Below are 16,878 nucleotides of genomic sequence, written 5' to 3'. Positions count from 1 at the left end.
GTAAACTAGCTTAGTAACAATCTATGGCTCGGAAAGAGACCATGGCAGAAAGGAAATATTGCAAAATGAAAAAAGATATCCATCCAGAATATCGCCCTGTTGTCTTCATGGACACTACTACTGGTTACAAGTTCCTCAGCGGTTCAACTAAGTACTCTAGCGAAACAGTTGAATTCGAAGGTGAAACTTACCCATTGATCCGTGTTGAAATTTCATCAGACTCACACCCATTCTACACTGGACGTCAAAAGTTCACTCAAGCAGATGGACGTGTGGATCGTTTCAACAAAAAATACGGTCTCAAATAAGAACCAACACAAAACCACTTCCCTTTCGGGAGTGGTTTTTTTGATCTCTATTTCCTTTATTGTGAACGCACAAAATTAGAGGTTAGGATATTGATCCCAACCTCTGTTTTTATCTTAATGGAACTGCATTCCACCATCCACGATAATGGTTTGTCCTGTGATGTAGTTTGAATCAGGTCCAGCAAGGAAGCTAACCGCTGCTGCTACATCTTCTGGTTCTGAAAGACGCTTCAAAGTGATATCTTTAGCGAATGTTTGCATACCCCATTCGTCGTCTTTACCTGCATTCTTCCCAACTTCATGAGCAATGTCAAACATCATTGGAGTCTTCACGATACCTGGTGCATAAGCATTGACAGTGATTCCTGAATCTGCCAAGTCACGCGCCAAGGTTTGCGTAATCCCACGAACAGCAAACTTGGTCCCACCATAAATAGTCAAGTTTGGATTTCCGACAACCCCTGCTTGTGAAGTCGCATTGATGATCTTCCCACCATGACCTAGTGCTTTGAACTGTGCTTGAGCTGCTTGTGCACCCCAAATCACACCACCAACGTTAATAGCAAATGTACGTGTGAATTGTTCTTCTGTAATCGTATCAAGTGGTGTAGTTGGTGCAACACCTGCATTGTTCACGACAACATTCAAATCTCCAAAATGGTCAACAACCTTTTGGAAAGCTGCAGCCACTTCTTCTTTTTTAGACACATCAGCTACGACTGCAAAAGCATTATCTGCTGACAACTCAGCAACTGCTTTTTCAGCTGTTTCAGCATTGTAGTCCAATACTCCGACCTTGAAGCCATCTTGAACCAAACGTTTTGCGATTGCAAAACCGATTCCTTGACCAGCACCTGTGACAATAGCTACTTTAGACATATGATTCCTCCTTGGTATCAACGATACCAGCAAACGTTCCTATCAGAACAGCAAGGGTTGACAACTAGTTTTGATGGGGTCTATTATAAATATCCGACAAAACTATGCTAACAGTATACTCTTTTGTGAAAAATATTTCAAACTCTAGCCTATTTTTTCAAAAAATTAGTTTATTTATATGATATTTTTATTTAGTGATAAATGAACGAAAGCGTGAAATAGAGTAAAGCTTTTTGCCAAAACGGATAATTGTTCTATACTATAACCCCTACATAAAAAGCCTTCTTTCGAAGACTTCTCTTAAACTATTCGTTTGATTGATCCCTTTAGTCATCAGACTCTGCAAATACTTGAGTGGCTTTGACTGCTTTCTTCCACCCCTTGTACAGCTCTTCCTTTCGGGATTCATTCATCTTGGGTTCAAAGATTTGGGCTGCTCCATGAAGAGATTTTAATTCTTCCAAGTCCTTCCAATAGCCTACGGTCAGACCTGCTAGGAAGGCCGCTCCTAAAGCCGTTGTTTCCAGGTTTTTCGCGCGAGCAATCGCAATCCCAAGAATATCTGCCTGAAACTGCATTAAATAATCATTTTTCGCTGCCCCTCCATCTACTTTTAGGACTGGGATAGAGGTTTTAGCATCTACCTGCATGGTGTCGATGATATCGCGTACTTGGTAGGCAATGGATTGAAGGGTTGCTTTGATGAAGTCTTCCTTGGTCGTTCCCCGGGTAAGCCCAAAGACAGAACCACGCGCCTCTTGATTCCAGTATGGTGCTCCAAGACCAGTAAAGGCAGGCACCACATAGATTTCATCCTGGTTCTGGGACTTCAAAGCATAGGCCTCGGATTCAGGTGAATGATCGATCATACGCAGACCGTCACGAAGCCATTGAATGGCACTTCCAGCGATAAAGATAGATCCTTCAAGGGCATAGTAGACCTTGTCATTGATCCCATAACCAATCGTCGTCAGCAGGTTATTTTCTGATAACTGCATCTCCTCACCCGTATTCATAATGATGAAAGATCCAGTTCCATAAGTATTCTTGACCATACCAGGTTCAAAGGCTAATTGACCAAAGAGAGCAGCCTGCTGGTCCCCCGCCATTCCTGCAATCGGCACTTGTCCACCGTAGAAATGGAAAGGCGCTGTCTTGCCATAGATTTCAGAGTTTGACCGCACCTCAGGAAGCATGGTTTTAGGAATGTTGAGGATTTCTAAGATTTCATCGTCCCATTTCAGTTCCTTGATATTGTAAAGCATGGTACGGGCTGCATTGGAATAGTCTGTCACGTGGGCAGCTCCATCCGTCAGCTTCCAGACCAGCCAAGTATCAATGGTTCCAAAGAGCAATTCTCCTTTTTCAGCTCTTTCTTGCGCCCCATCAACATGGTCCAAGATCCAACGAACTTTAGTCGCTGAGAAGTAGGCATCAATGACTAGACCTGTCTTTTGGTGGAAGGTTTCTACATAGCCTTGGTTTTTAAGTTCTTCAGCCAGTGGTGCAGTTTGTCGCGATTGCCAGACAATGGCATTGTAAATAGGAAGCCCCGTGTTCTTATCCCAAACAACTGTCGTCTCCCGTTGATTGGTAATGCCGATCGCCTCTATTTGATTTGGCTTGATGCCACTTTCGATAAAGACCTCAGCGATCACCGACTGAACCGAGTTCCAAATTTCATTGGCATTGTGCTCCACCCAACCAGCCTGCGGGAAAATTTGAGTGAATTCCTTTTGACTAGAGCTAACTTGCTCGCCTTTTTTATTAAAAATGATAGCCCGCGAACTAGTGGTTCCCTGGTCAATCGCCATGATATAGGTTTCTGGTGACATAAACTGTCCTCCTAAATAAGGTACTTAAACATCTTGTTCTTTCATAAACTAGTATACTCTATTTCATCTAGGAATTGTATCCATTTTTTTAATAAATTACTGTCTAAATTTTCCAACTGCTTCTAACTCTATCAGATCTAATTAAAAGAGCCCTAAGGCTCTTCTTAGTATTTCAAATGTTTTCAAGATTTGCTCAGATCTAAGCGATTTAAGAATTCCATGGTCGGACTGTCCTGGTAAAGTTCTTTGAGAGGAATCTTATGATAGGCAGAAATCTCTTCCGATGTCACACCGTAACGAGTCAAAAGATCATAAATACGATTTAAATCATGACGTAATTCATCCGTAATGAGGACATTATCGCTAGTTTCTTTTGTTTTCCAATAATAAGATGGCAGAACTTCCTTGGTTTCTATTAAAATATTTTGCAATAAAGTTCCCCCATGACTATCCTTCTGAGAGATATCTGCTCCAAGTTCTAACATTTTTTTAAAAACCTTGAAGGATTGGGCAGCCTTTTCCTTAGACGAATACATCTCATATTGACCATTCCAACGTTTGATCATGCGCCTACAGTCAAATACAGCTCTTCCACCGGCCGTTTGGATGACCGGTTGACAGAATGGATTTAGCTCTGTCGGTTCTTCGATAAAGTTAAGATCTGCCCCTCTATCAATGAGTAAGTCCGCAATATCTAAATGTCCTGATTTAATAGCGACTTGAAGGATCGACTGTCCTTGATCTCTTTTAGGTTTGTCACCCGAAACAGCATTGACTTCTTCAGGCTTTCTATCCAATATCTGACGGACTCCTTCGATATCTCCTCTTCGCAATAACTGAAAGGTTTTTTGCATGGTCTTTCCCCCTCTCATTATAGATAAAAATAACACTATGTTGATACTTTGATCCTATATCTAGCATCTTCATTAAACTGATTATAGCATTTTATGGACTTTACATTGAATTCCTAAAGGGTAAAGATGACAGACTTCCACCGAAGAGGTACAACTCTATTTCTCTGATTTTCGTATAGCCACCAGCCAAGAAGCTACTAGGATTTCGCAACTAACCAGAAGGATAATCTGAGGAAGAGAGCTCTGAACCAGCATAAGGACAGCCAGACTATCAATCAGCATATGAGCGAGGATACAAGGGACAGCTCCTTTCGAGTACTCCTTGAGCGCTCCAAATAGGAAGGTATTCCCTAAAATCATCAGGTAAAAGATGAGATAGTTGGACGAACCTGCTGTAATCCAAGGGAGTTGATAGATAGGAATATGCCAGAGGAACCAGACAATGGAAAGAACCATCATTTTAGGTATAAAGTGATTACGAAAGGAAAGATGATCTTGTAAAAACCAACGCCAGCCTACTTCTTCCAAACCTCCATATAAAAAGGTCCAAGGGAAATAGAGGAAGAAGGCCAAGAGGGAGTTCCCAGTAAAGCGAACGTTCATAAGCAGGATGGAAATCCCATAATAGATGACGGGAACGAAGAAAGCTAGGATCCAAGATAGGGAACTTTCTTTTTGAAGAAAGACCTTTTTGAAAAATTCACCCAAGGAGTTGACTTCACTCAACACCAGAGAAAAGACAGCAGCCACAATCATGGGAATCAAGTTCATTAGGATAAACAGTAGTGAGGCCCCCATACTACTCCTATCTGGGAACAACCAAAGGATCACTTGCCCGACTAGAAATGTAGCAAGGAGGGCAGTCAATGCATACCAGATAGCGACTGATTGTTTTGAAATAAATTTGCTCATTTTTCCTCCTTTACAGTTTCATACTTCTTTCTTGCAATCATGATTGCTAAACTAATAATAAGAATTTTACTGACGATAGATAGCCATACCTCTTCATTCACTAGAATCTGAGACAAGGAATTGATACAGGCATGAGCCATGACACAGATCCATAAATTTTGCGTTTTATGATACAAGGCCGATAAGATAAAGCAGTTAGTTAGCAGACCTACTAGAAACGGAAACAATTGAATGACACCTAAAGAACCATCAATATAAAAGTATAGTAGATGCCAACTAGACCAGGCTAAAAAAGTGATCACAGTAGCTGAAAGATATGGTATTTTTTCCTGCAAAACCGGTTGAAAGAAATAACGCCAGCCAATTTCTTCAACTCCACCAAAAAGAAGAGCCTTGAAAAAAAGCACTACTGGCAAGACCAACGATTGACTGGTGATCTTACCACCAAAGATAAAGGGGAAAAAGTCAAGCAACAAGAAAAAGAGCACTAAACAATAATTTGCCAGACTGTCTTTGACTTGAAAAAAATCTTTTAGAACTTGTTTGAAACTAGATTGATGGTAGTCAATACTGGCAAGACTACCCCAAAAAGCTGATGACAAGCCACCTACAATAATAGCGATGATCCCAAATGATGATGTAAAATCAACCTTGACTCCTCCTGCTCTTAAAAACCACACCAGAAGGCAGACTCCTAATACTTGACCAAAGGTCCCTAACAAATACATAGATAGGGCTTGTTTTCTACTCATTCGTGATTCCTTTTTCTCTCATTTAATTTCCAGTGCTATCTACCTTAAACCCATACCTACCTGCATTTCGTTTTAGCTTCTCCACCAGCTCTTCATTCCGCTTGCTTTTTCCAAAAAAGAAGGGAATAGTCTTTCCATTTCTAAGCTCGATATAAAAAGCATAGCGAGCCCCGCCACCAGATCGTCCACGAAAAATTGCATAGGTGATTTGCTTGATCTCTTTCAGTGGGATCATTCGCCGACTGAAACACAGAGCGACATGGATATAGAAGATTCCAAGGCTAATATGGAAAGGAGCAAAGAAGGGACCACTACTACCCCTCGCGATTGCCCTTCTTCTCAGGTAAAGAAGAACAGTGGAAAAGAGCAAGAAAACTAACACATATAGAATCGGAGCATACTCCATTATCTTTCTAAATTCTAACACGCTGTCTTTCATCCTCTACTTCATCTCAACCCATTTTTCATTGTCCATGATAAAGGGCTTAGCCAGACCTTCGCCTGTGTAGTCTTGGTATTTGGTCTCCAAGTATTTGTAGACATCTTCCTTGGTCGCAAACTTGATGGCTTGATAGGGCTCTTCGAAGGTTAGCTTTTCGACAAAGAGATAGCTGTCCTTGGCAGGTACCAAAACGCCCACGTGACCAACAAAAAGGGTATTACCGTCAAGGTTATCATGAACGATGACAGAAAGCATGCGCGCATTTTCATTGAACTTGAAATGAGCAAAGTATTCTTCCATCTTCTTGGCATGGACCTTGACATCTGTTGTCGCCTCTGTCGGAACCCGTGAATACAGAATGTTAAAAGCTTCCTTGTCTGCCTCATCGAAGATCTTCCCTTTGTCAATGGCATCATTATCCACGAATAAAAGTTCACTATCCGCTTTCATCTTAGGAATCTCGATGCGATTCTTCAGAAGAGTATAGCTATTGATCCGGCAGTTGGTCCCGACGAAATCGCCCTTTTTCTTGGTCCACAAGTCACTGATCTTCTCAACATTGTAGTCTGTTTTCTTGAACTTACTGAAGTCACCCGTCAAGCCAACAGAGCCGACAATGCTATCGTAGTCCGTTACTAGACCCAGAAATTTATCTACACTGTCCTGATCCAAATAAGTAGATAAAAGAGTCCGCACTTCATCGACACTCGCCTTGCTGTTGAGGTTGCTGTAGCTTCCCTTGTAGCGCTCCTTATCTGAACTAGATTTCTGCACAGTGGAACTTTCCTGCTTTTCCTTGGATTGCTTTTGGTTGCTACCACAAGCCGCTAAAGCAAAGATCGCCAAGGCGCAGCTTGTAAGGAGCATGATTTTTTTAGATGGTTTCATAAACTGGTTCCTTCTCTATTGATTAAAATGTTTGTTCTATAAATTTTTCATATCGATAATCCTTTTCCTCTATTATAGTTTAAAACTGGCTTTGCTCCAACTATTTTTTACGAAATGAGAAAAGTTTATAAGTAGCAAAAAAGAGCTGGCAACTGTCCAGCTCTTCAATATATTACAAAAATCAAAATTAAAACTATTGTTTAATTCGACCAATCTATTTTGGCATGTTCTATTGCGTACTCAGCTTCTTCTTGAGTAAATTTTCTATTTTCAACAAGTATTTCTAATAACCGTTCTTTCGAAATCTTGCCACCGTTTGCAGAAGATTCCGCTTCTTTCACAGCTTCCTCTTTCCAATCGAAATGAACTTTTTCTATAGCATAATCAGCCTCTTCTGGAGTAAATAGATCAACATTTACAAGTTGCCCAACTAACTTTTCTTTTGAATAATGAAACTTTTGATATGATTTTGCTCTTAAAACAGCCTGCTCTTTCCAGTCTATATTAAGCTTATTGACAGCGGACTGGGAAATATACTCTGAATACATGCCATACTTAGTAAGATAAATTTTAATTTGTTGCTTCGATAAAGGAGATTTCTCTGACCAAGATTTAGCTTTTGCATATGCCCTTGTACTTACTGGTACTAGTAAATTTTCTTTCGGTTCTGGAAAGCTTGATCTATGATGAGCCGCTTCATAAGCTCGAATATATTCATTATACATCATAGCTAACATTCCTAACATCAATCCAAACATTGTAAAAATAAATATCAAAAACTTTTTCATCATGACTACCTTTACTTGTTTTTCTCCAATGAAATTTTCATCCCTCTGGAACTGCTTTCATTAGTATTATATCATGAAATATTGTTCATTTTTATTTACTAGTGTAAAAGTCTCTATGGCTAGTAAATAAAAAAGTGACTGCATTTCAACTGCAATCACTCATTCAATTGTGTGATAAAAAAATAACAAAGTATTATATTAGATTATTTAATCTTATGTTTGTTCATCTTTTCTTCAAAGATGGCTGTCATAATCATGCGGAGCTCTTCTCCTTCTTTTTCAGGAAGGTCTCCTTGACGTTTCGCCACGGCATAAAGTTCAGGGTATTGCTTAGCTACACGCTCAACTGTCTTGGTCGTCGCATGCCCTCTGACAAAGAAAGGAATACGCTTGATCCATTCTTGCGAGACTAAAGCGAGCAACTTCTTCGCTGCTTCTTTATCAGAAATCTCAGCTGTACTCAATCCTTGCTTGATTTGTTCTTGTTCTTTTTCTGTAAAATCTTTTAATTCCATAGTAAATTCCTCATTTGTTTATCTAAGGACATATTATACACCTATGTAGGGGAAAGTACAATTAAAGAAACTGAAAAATAGAACAAGGGTAAGCCATTCCTGACTCTATCTCTTAATCGTTAAATCTTATGAAGTATATTGATTTCCGATTTACTGTGGAGCATCTCCCTTTTGCTTTAAATAATAGTCACTTGCCTCCGTTAGTTTTTTATAATAATGATCGTAACTCTTACTAAATTGTCTAATCAGAGGAATAGCTACTTCATAGTAGTGATGGTTAATCAAAAATGTTTTCAGTTGATCTTGAATGTGTTTCATTGGACTTGTTTTGTAATCATCACTGTTCAAATAGCGATCATAAATAGAAATTGTGTCCTTATTTTCATTATTCCACTTTTCATAACTTTCTACCGCAGCTATCTTAGCTTCATTAACCTCTTTTAAGGTCTTCATATTAAAACTAGAACTCAGTTCATCAACATAATCCTGTTCTTCTCTGCTTAACTCAAAGGTTGGAAGGCTATCTAAATATTGAATATACTTCTTAAATGCTTCTTCTCCATCTTTTGACAAGGGCTCCTGTAAAAAAGGTTGATAGGCAGCAAATAAGCATTGCCCCAAGTATCCTGGAAATGCTCTTTCGAGTCTCTTATAAATGGAGTCCTCAGCTTCGATGACCGCAAGTTTTTCATTGATCAGATCCGTGTCTGCACCTTTTATATAGAGATCAAACACTACTTTCCGTTTCTCATCACTTTCTAGTTCTTGCTCTTTTCTTCTGAGAATACTAGATGCAGTAGCCCCATCTGACTTCAGACAGTCCTTTATTTCTGTTATGCTTAGCCCTAATTTTTTAAACAAGGCAATCTTATTCAGAATCTCCACATCCTTTTCCGAATATTCCCTATACCCATTTTCTAGTCTTCGAGGATGAATAAAACCTTTTTCTTCATAGTATTCTAGTGCTTTTCGAGTTAAACCTGTTATTCTTTGAATATCATTTCTTAACATAATCTTGCACCCCCTTAACTATATGATACTCCTGTCCCCAAGGGACATGTCAACCTTTACCTTATAAACAGAAGACAATCATTTTTCTAATCTCTTTTATTTCTTATTATAACAAGGTTCCACGAATATATCTGTCATAAAAAAAGAAAAACAGCCAACCATTGGGTTAACTGCTAAAAAAAGTTATCAAGTTAATTATTAGAAGAATCAGCGTTCGATTTCATTTTAAATCGTACTTCCAGTCTTCTCCATCTTGGTAGTAGAAAAATTCAGACAGGTCTTCTTCAAGGAAAATACGAAGCATATCCTCCATATCTAAGGAGAGGTCTAGTTTTGGCAATTCTTTCAGGTCCTCCCACCAGACTTTCCCCTCTTCAGAGGATATTAATTCTCCGTCAAACTTTTCTGTCTTATAAAAGAGAACTACATAACGAATGCCGTCTTCTACCCAATCTTTCATTCCACAAATCTGGGGAGAAGCTATCCTTAAGCCAGTTTCTTCCTTCACTTCACGGATCACTGCTTCCGTAAATGACTCTCCCACTTCGACATGACCTCCAGGAAATGTAAGGCCTGGCCAGTCCTCTTTTTTACGATCCATAACAAGAACTCTATCGCCATCTCTTACCATACAAAGATTCGTAAACTCGACGTTTTCATTCATATAGATACTTCCTAACTATGTGTATTTTTTCATTGAGGACAGAATAGACAATCTGTATCCTAGTCACCTTTTTGCTGAACTTGCGTATGGGCTAGCAGGTCTCCAAGATGCCTCTTATCTTTCCTAAATATCGTCATTGCTAGTAGCAAAACTGCGAGGAGAGTCGCCGAAATAGAGAGGCTAATGGATAATCCGTCAAAATTACTATAGAAACCATGAATCGTGCCCATATGACCAATTTGCCAAGGTAAAAATTTAATGGTGTTTCTGATTAAGCTAGCTTGCACTGTTTTTTTCTGGTAGACCAGCTCAAGTCCCGCTTTTCCCTTCCCCAAGCTCCCATTTTTTGCATAATCCAAATATGTAAACAGGAGGGTGATTGGCAAAATAGATGTTAAAAATACAAGCCACTGTGACTGAATTTCTGTAAACTCTGGGACACCATTAAAAAAAATGATGTAAATAAGCATCGAACCTATAAACAGAAAAACTAAATAAGTTAGAATGAAAAGATAATCAAATAGAAATTCTATCATTCTTTTTTTAACCGAAATAGGATTGATTGCTAACATCTTCATCGCCGGCTCCTCCTTTCTCATCTCCATTATAATATAAGGGTACGAATAAAGAAACCATTTATAAAAAAAGACTGAAATACCTAAATTCCAGTCTTCTTTCTTATTAATCTTCTCTATAAATAACAAATCCATTTGGTTGGATAACCAATTGATCATCAGAGATGCTCCCAAGGCTGATCAGATCTGCTTGTTCTCTTTCTAAGACAACGTCTTTCTTGGAGTGGTTAAAATATGCTTTGAGGAGCTGTCCTTCATACCGCCATTCTACTGCTACTACATCTGGCTCTACTTCTTCTATGCTTACTTTACCATGTTGAATCATGCCTGCTACTTCTTTTCGGAGCTGGATCAATTCCTTCATAAAGTTGAGCATGTCATTGTCCGCTGACACGCGCTCCCATGGCATGACACGGCGGCAATCTGGGTCTGGACCACCGATGAGGGCTAGCTCCGTTCCATAATAGATACAAGGCGTTCCTCGTTGCAGATAGAGGAAGGCCAGAGCAGACTTGACAGACTGAAGATCGCCTTTGGCCGTCGTCAAAATGCGCTCTGTATCATGGGAGTCCAAGAGGTTAAACATCACCTCAGAGATTTGTTGCCTATAGTACATGGACTGGCTATTGATCTCCCAAATGAAGCGTTGCGTTTCCTTATGCCCCCGCAGGAAATAATCCTTGATACTTTCAGAGAGGGGATAGTTCATCACCGCATGGAACTCATCGCCATTGAGCCAAGGTTGGGACGAATGCCAGATTTCTCCAAGGATATAGAGGTTTGGTTTCTTGGCCAAGACTGCCTTACGGAAATCCCGCCAAAATTGATGGTCGATTTCATTGGCCACATCCAGTCGCCAAGCATCAATATCAAACTCTTCAATCCAGTAAGTCGCCACCTTCAAGAGATAGGCCTTCACCTCAGGATTAGCCGTATTGAGCTTAGGCATAAAGCCCGCAAAGGCAAAAGCATGGTAAGACAAGTCGCGACTATTCCACAGATTTTCTGAGGAGACAGGGAACTCTTTGATATGGAACCAGTCCTTGTAAATCGAATCCTCCCCGTATTTGAGTACATCTTGCCATTGGGGTGAATCATAGCCAATATGGTTGAAGACGGCATCCAGCATAATCTTCATCCCACGCGCGTGAGCCTCTTTCACTAGTTTGCGGAAGGTCTCTTTATCACCAAAATGTCGATCGATTTTAAAGTAATCGATGGTGTCGTATTTGTGGTTGCTCGGCGATTCAAAAATCGGGCAAAGGTAGAGACCTGTAATTCCTAACTCCTGCAAGTAGTCCAAGTGATCGATAATCCCCTGCAAATCTCCACCAAAGAAATCCAACATTGTAGGGGCAATTGACGCATCCCAAGGACGGACACCTTCTGGGGAAATGGCTGGATTCCCATTGGCAAAACGCTCAGGGAAGATCTGATACCAAACTGTCTGAGCTACCCAATCCGGAACAGCACACCCATCGATCTCATGGATAAAAGGTAGCTTAAAGCCATTCATGACGAAGTCCAGATTCTCCTTGGTGTAGGCTGCTACACCTCGGTCTCCATACAAGATCTTCTCTCCCGCTGTATCCTCTAATTCAAAGAGGTACTGGATCCGGGCATGGCGGACAGAGACCGATACTTGCCAATAATCAAAGAGATCGTCGGTCGTCACCTTGTCCATTTCCTTGGTCGCCTCATATAGATCCTCTATAAAAATAAAAGGATCCCCATAGTGCAAGACAATCCGTTTGATATCCTCTTTCTTAGTCCGGATGCGAATATGAAGCTGCCCGTCCTTATAAAGATAGGCATACTCCGATTCAGGCCGATGATAAATCGCTGTTAATTCCATCTGTCTCGTCTCCTACTATACTCTCTTTTCATCATTTACCACTTTATGCAAACGATTACATAAAATCATTTATTAGTATACAACTTTATGAAAAGGTTTGCAATATGTTGAGAGAGATAATTTTAGACTACTAACTTTTTATAATTGTATTGCACACAAAAAGCCCATCAATTGGGCTTAAAGATTTTTGTTGAAGCAATGACTTTACCTTATAAGCATCACTTTATACTGTTTCCTACTAAAATATACTACAGATCTATATTTCTGTTAATAGTTTATTGAACAGTTTTTCGAGCTTACTAGTATCTCCATAAACTGTTCCATCCATATATAAGTGATAGATATCATCATCTAAACCAATTGAAATTTCACATTCATAGCCTTTCATCAAAGCTAAAGAACGGATAACTTCTCGTTGAGTACGACCGTTTCCTTCTCTAAATGGGTGAAAATAGTTTAGATTATCTAATATCTCAGCTAAACTTTTACAAATCTCAATTTTATTATTTGAGTTAAGTAGATAGTTTGAAATCAAAGTATTTAAATATTTTTCTGCCGTATCAAAAGACTGAACTGGCATAAAAGCATTTCCACTTTTAGAGATATTTACTTGACGGTATTGACCGGCCCAAGTATACATCCCTTCAAAAAGAAACTTATGAATCTTTAAAATATCTGAAACTGTATTTACTTCAATTGGATTAACAAACAGTTTTAAACTTTGGCTTGCTACTAAACGATATTCTAATTCTCGAGCTTTATTATCATTTTTCTCATTAAATTTATTTATGAGAACAGATGAATGGGGATAGGTGTATAAATTATCAGGGTCTATATAATCATACCCATCATATATTTTTCTGACCATTATCCAACTCCTAATGCAACTGCCTCTTCTCTCAGTCGCTCCACATCTTCTACCGTGGGATGCCATCCTTCAATCATATTGGTACTCAGAGCAAACCAGACGCTCTTAAAAACCTTTTTGTTATCAAAAATCACACCCATAATCATCATTTTTTCTTTATCTACATCTAAGGTCATATTCTACCTCCGTCCTATTATTATAGCATATTTTCAATCATTTTAGTTCTCCTATTTAGAACTTACCCTACACAAAAAGCCCAGCAATTAGGCTTTCTCATTATCAAAATCACTGATACTTATTCCTTACTTGTATGTCGCTTCCCAAGACTGAGCGCTTGCTCTTCTGACATCTGAACCACCTTAGAAAAATTGGTATTGCGAGGCATACTGTCCAAAGAGTACCAATAAACCTCAGCACTTCCATTTCTGGCCACATAAACAACTGGAGCTAGTTGACGAGTTGGCTGTGAAGGCTCTACAGGTTGAACGGGCTGTGCAGGCACTGCTGGCTGACTCAGTTGAGGAGCTTGACTTGGTTGCGTCTCTACAGAAGGACTGGCTGGTTGTGGTTGACTACTTGGTTCCGTCGGCACTAAAGATGGCTTGGCTGTCCCCTTCAGATAGTCAATGGTCGCATTCTTGGAATAATTATCCAAGGTAACGGTGGTGATCCCATAAGCATCTACTGACTCTTTGGGGCTACTTAAATTGATTGGTAGAAGGTTGCCATCTCGGTCAATTCCTACATATTGCAAGGTCACCTGCCGAGGAATCAATTCATCCCCCGTATAGACTGGTGTCACCTTATAATCTAGCCAATAATTGGGGTGGGTAGCCAGCCAGCTATCGAGCCGTTTCTCGTAGTAAAGCATGCCTTCCACATTGCTATCTGCTGTCCCTTTATAATTCCCCGTATTGGTCCAGGCAGTTAGCGGAACCAGATTTTTCCCTTCATTGGTCAGACCGCTAAACTGATAGCCAATCAGATGCCCTCTATGGAACAGCCAGGCCTTCTTCCCTTTGTTTCCATAAGCAATCTTATAATTGTGCCAGCCAACTGGATTATGTTTGAGACGTGGCTCTCTTTTCTGCTTAGGTTCATCCTTATCCTGCAGTTGAATATGGGCAGAAGTTGCCCGACCTAAATGATCAAACTCACCTAGAACGAGTTGCTTATTGCCATTAAAAGGCAGCAGGTTGAGACTTTGGTAATCGAGTCCAGTTTGCTCAGCTTGAGCCCCTTGTACAAAAGCTAAGGACATAAAAACCGAGACGATCGCAACAATAACTTTTTTCAAAAACCGTTTTGTAACCATGATTGAAACTCCCACATTTCTATCTAGTGATATTATAGCAGAAAAAGCGGTTACAGAACAAATAACTTTTTAGAACCTATTTTATGCTATTTTTTATTACTCCCAGACTTTCTGGAATTTTAAAATATTAATTTTAATTGTATTCATCATTCCATTTGAATGTATGGTAAAATAACTAAAATAATGCTAAAAATCAACGCTAAAACGATAAATGCCACGCAAAGTAGCAAAAATAATGAGAATGCAACCTCTACTTGCTTGTGCTGTAATCATCGTTTATTCTATACTAAAATCAGTCATATTGCTACTTTATGACAAATTACATCATAGAATATAGAGGAGGTCATACAACATGACATTTGCTGAAAAATTAAAATCCATACGTAAACAAGTAGGGATGTCACAAGAACTTTTAGCTGAAAAAATCGGTGTATCAAGACAAGCTGTAACAAAGTGGGAAACTGGTGCTGGAATTCCAGATATCGAAAATATGATATCCATCTCAAACCTATTTAACATCTCTATCGATGAGCTAATCTGTAATGAAAGAACTACTCTTAATACAAGCGAATATCTTTTTGAGAGTATCACAGAGTATGATATCGATAAGATCAAGAGCTATGATATGAAATTTGGAGGCGCAGAAAAGTTTGTATTGTCCGGATACAAGGGAGAAAAAATTCGTGTTCGTCTGGTATCAAATCTTCTTTCTACACTTCAAAATGATTTTAAAGTAAAAATTGATGATAGTAGAAAAAGAATTGACCTAGATGTAAAACGTTACAATGGTGTAACGGAGGCAACGGCTAAAGAAACGGTCAGTATCTTTGTGCAAATCCCAACTCGCTATATTAGTCACATTGAATGCGCGGTTCGTGCAGAGTCTGTAGAAATTCACTCCCTAGGATGTGACAATATCGAACTAGACGTTAAGACATCTCGTATTACTCTAGAAGATATTTCAGGTAAAGTAAAAATAAATTGTAATCTTGATATGGAAGTATTATGTCATTCATTAAACGGTGAAATTGACATTAACCAGATTTCAGCAACATCCAGAATTCGTATTCCTGAAAACAGCCTATTTACTGCTGTTGCTAAAGGGATTGGAACAAATATTTATTATGAAAAAAATGGGCAAAAAACTGAACCATTCGATTCACCCGATGCAGATAATATAATTGAATTGAATGGTATTAAGAGTGAACTAGTTATCTATACAACTGAAGAAAGAGGGTAACTAAATGAATGTAAATTATTTAAAAAGATACATCATCAGTTCTTATGTACTTGTTTGGGCACTCATTATTTTTGTAGCAGCTCCTGCAAGTTTATTATTTAAGGTTCCACCCGTTATCATGTGGATTGTACGAAATATCGTCGCATGGTCTCCATCATACCTTCTTTTATTTGGATGGAAGTATTTTAGGACTGATGAGAAAAGAACAACTTTCCTTAAGCGGTGTTTCTCTGCTAAAGTGTCGTTACTCCCACTTCTATCTTCATTTGGTCTTACATTTGGGCTCAGTATTTTATCACTCTTCCTCTACTCACTTATGACCCAAAAAACAATGTTCTCCTACATCAATCTAGGAACCGTATCATTGCCACTAAGTATATTCTTATCATTTACATCAGGTCCGACTGGTGAAGAATTAGGGTGGCGTGGTTATATGAGAGAAGAATTTAATAAAAAATATCATTTTTTAAAATCCTCTATTTACCAAGGCCTAGTCTGGTGTTTCTGGCATACACTTCTGTGGGTTGTAGATTCAAAATTTACGGACTGGCGGGCCGTTCCTTATATTATTGCTAATATAGTTGTGATTACATCTATTACTATTTGTATGAATATTATTCTGGAAAAATATAATAATCTGATTTATTCTATTTTCATGCATTTTGGCTTTAATATCGTATATGTATTTTTGGATGCTGATATCGGATTTTTTATCATTTTGACCTTGCTATACCTACTTATCACACCAATTGCAATTCATATACGAAATAAAACTGTGGAGAGATTATAATGGGAAAAATCCTCCATTAACCGTACAAAATTTCGACTTCGAAGGTCCTCCTACAACTGTCTGTTTAACTTGTTTCAAACATGAATCAGAGTGATAGATTGTAAAATCATATAAAAAGAACACCAACAAAAATCATCTGTTGGTGTTCTCTTCATTTTTAGATTTCGGAAAAAACTCTTGTCCATGTATCAGTGGCTACCCTTTATCTCTATTTTTCATGAACATTGTTTTATAAACATCAGATTACAGTCTTAATCTATGTGGAGATACACACCTTTCCTAAATCAATTTATATTCATACCACTCTTCATCTACTTTCTGAAAACCCAAAGCCAAAAACATTCTTTGACTTTGAGTATTAAAAGGATAAATTTGAGCAGTTACCTT

General features: G+C 38.8%; 19 protein-coding genes and 1 pseudogene. 3 read left to right on the top strand and 17 right to left on the bottom strand.

All coding sequences use genetic code 11. The features are described 5' to 3' along the window. Nucleotides 1-65 precede the first annotated feature (65 nt). Nucleotides 66-308, top strand: coding sequence for a type B 50S ribosomal protein L31 (locus HMPREF2918_RS02710; RefSeq protein ID WP_003016441.1), 243 nt, complete (start codon nt 66-68; stop codon nt 306-308). A 114-nt stretch (nt 309-422) separates the two neighbouring features. On the opposite strand, the gene HMPREF2918_RS02705 is transcribed toward HMPREF2918_RS02710, so the two are convergent. From HMPREF2918_RS02705 to HMPREF2918_RS02635, 16 genes are all read right to left on the bottom strand, one after another. Beyond that, a complete protein-coding gene (locus HMPREF2918_RS02705) occupies nt 423-1,187 on the bottom strand; it encodes a (S)-acetoin forming diacetyl reductase (protein WP_070594517.1) in 765 nt (254 codons plus the stop codon). Between the two features lie 326 nt (nt 1,188-1,513). Next, nucleotides 1,514-3,022 (bottom strand): glycerol kinase GlpK, encoded by a 1,509-nt coding sequence (gene glpK, locus HMPREF2918_RS02700; RefSeq protein ID WP_070594516.1) that lies wholly within the window; start codon nt 3,020-3,022, stop codon nt 1,514-1,516. A 182-nt stretch (nt 3,023-3,204) separates the two neighbouring features. Next, nucleotides 3,205-3,876 (bottom strand): ankyrin repeat domain-containing protein, encoded by a 672-nt coding sequence (locus tag HMPREF2918_RS02695; RefSeq protein WP_070594515.1) that lies wholly within the window; start codon nt 3,874-3,876, stop codon nt 3,205-3,207. A gap of 156 nt (nt 3,877-4,032) precedes the next feature. Then, complete coding sequence (locus tag HMPREF2918_RS02690) at nt 4,033-4,788, bottom strand: CPBP family intramembrane glutamic endopeptidase (protein WP_049490774.1); 756 nt, start codon at nt 4,786-4,788, stop codon at nt 4,033-4,035. Further along, the gene (locus HMPREF2918_RS02685; RefSeq protein ID WP_049490773.1) at nt 4,785-5,540 is read right to left on the bottom strand and encodes a CPBP family intramembrane glutamic endopeptidase; all 756 of its coding nucleotides are present in this window, start codon (nt 5,538-5,540) and stop codon (nt 4,785-4,787) included. Before HMPREF2918_RS02685 ends, HMPREF2918_RS02690 begins: the two co-directional genes overlap by 4 nt. Before the next feature lie 22 nt (nt 5,541-5,562). Continuing rightward, nucleotides 5,563-5,979: a hypothetical protein gene (locus tag HMPREF2918_RS02680; RefSeq protein WP_049490771.1), complete on the bottom strand. Its 417-nt coding sequence runs from the start codon at nt 5,977-5,979 to the stop codon at nt 5,563-5,565. A gap of 3 nt (nt 5,980-5,982) precedes the next feature. After that, a complete protein-coding gene (locus HMPREF2918_RS02675; RefSeq protein ID WP_049490769.1) occupies nt 5,983-6,870 on the bottom strand; it encodes a DUF4300 family protein in 888 nt (295 codons plus the stop codon). Between the two features lie 200 nt (nt 6,871-7,070). Continuing rightward, the gene (locus HMPREF2918_RS02670; protein WP_049497578.1) at nt 7,071-7,658 is read right to left on the bottom strand and encodes an Ltp family lipoprotein; all 588 of its coding nucleotides are present in this window, start codon (nt 7,656-7,658) and stop codon (nt 7,071-7,073) included. A gap of 203 nt (nt 7,659-7,861) precedes the next feature. Continuing rightward, complete coding sequence (locus HMPREF2918_RS02665; protein WP_049490766.1) at nt 7,862-8,173, bottom strand: hypothetical protein; 312 nt, start codon at nt 8,171-8,173, stop codon at nt 7,862-7,864. A 150-nt stretch (nt 8,174-8,323) separates the two neighbouring features. Next, nucleotides 8,324-9,184 carry a MerR family transcriptional regulator gene (locus HMPREF2918_RS02660; RefSeq protein ID WP_049490765.1) on the bottom strand — a complete coding sequence of 287 codons (861 nt, stop codon included), beginning with the start codon at nt 9,182-9,184 and terminating at the stop codon, nt 8,324-8,326. Between the two features lie 220 nt (nt 9,185-9,404). Then, a complete protein-coding gene (locus HMPREF2918_RS02655; RefSeq protein WP_049490763.1) occupies nt 9,405-9,848 on the bottom strand; it encodes an 8-oxo-dGTP diphosphatase in 444 nt (147 codons plus the stop codon). A 59-nt stretch (nt 9,849-9,907) separates the two neighbouring features. After that, complete coding sequence (locus tag HMPREF2918_RS02650; RefSeq protein WP_070594590.1) at nt 9,908-10,447, bottom strand: RDD family protein; 540 nt, start codon at nt 10,445-10,447, stop codon at nt 9,908-9,910. An 82-nt stretch (nt 10,448-10,529) separates the two neighbouring features. Continuing rightward, the gene (locus HMPREF2918_RS02645; protein WP_070594514.1) at nt 10,530-12,278 is read right to left on the bottom strand and encodes a glycoside hydrolase family 13 protein; all 1,749 of its coding nucleotides are present in this window, start codon (nt 12,276-12,278) and stop codon (nt 10,530-10,532) included. Nucleotides 12,279-12,534: 256 nt separating this feature from the next. Beyond that, nucleotides 12,535-13,146 (bottom strand): Fic/DOC family protein, encoded by a 612-nt coding sequence (locus HMPREF2918_RS02640; protein ID WP_049490757.1) that lies wholly within the window; start codon nt 13,144-13,146, stop codon nt 12,535-12,537. Continuing rightward, on the bottom strand, nt 13,146-13,322 hold the full coding sequence (locus HMPREF2918_RS11320) for a hypothetical protein (RefSeq protein ID WP_003017298.1): 177 nt from the start codon (nt 13,320-13,322) through the stop codon (nt 13,146-13,148). The genes HMPREF2918_RS02640 and HMPREF2918_RS11320 overlap by 1 nt, the downstream gene beginning before the upstream one ends. 119 nt (nt 13,323-13,441) lie before the next feature. After that, a complete protein-coding gene (locus tag HMPREF2918_RS02635) occupies nt 13,442-14,461 on the bottom strand; it encodes a DNA/RNA non-specific endonuclease (protein ID WP_070594513.1) in 1,020 nt (339 codons plus the stop codon). Nucleotides 14,462-14,813: 352 nt separating this feature from the next. Here HMPREF2918_RS02635 and HMPREF2918_RS02630 point away from each other — a divergent pair, with 352 nt between their 5' ends. Further along, nucleotides 14,814-15,701 carry a helix-turn-helix domain-containing protein gene (locus HMPREF2918_RS02630; protein ID WP_070594512.1) on the top strand — a complete coding sequence of 296 codons (888 nt, stop codon included), beginning with the start codon at nt 14,814-14,816 and terminating at the stop codon, nt 15,699-15,701. A gap of 4 nt (nt 15,702-15,705) precedes the next feature. Next, complete coding sequence (locus tag HMPREF2918_RS02625) at nt 15,706-16,491, top strand: CPBP family intramembrane glutamic endopeptidase (protein ID WP_070594511.1); 786 nt, start codon at nt 15,706-15,708, stop codon at nt 16,489-16,491. A 279-nt stretch (nt 16,492-16,770) separates the two neighbouring features. On the opposite strand, the pseudogene HMPREF2918_RS11775 reads toward HMPREF2918_RS02625, so the two are convergent. Continuing rightward, a pseudogene (locus HMPREF2918_RS11775) lies at nt 16,771-16,878 on the bottom strand (N-acetyltransferase); the annotation flags it as partial.

Origin of the sequence: Streptococcus sp. HMSC065C01, assembly GCF_001813525.1 — a bacterium.
In the GTDB taxonomy this organism is placed as follows: Bacteria; Bacillota; Bacilli; order Lactobacillales; family Streptococcaceae; genus Streptococcus; species Streptococcus parasanguinis_V.
The sequence above is the reverse complement of the archived record's forward strand: the minus strand, read 5'-3'. Positions and strand labels throughout refer to the sequence as shown.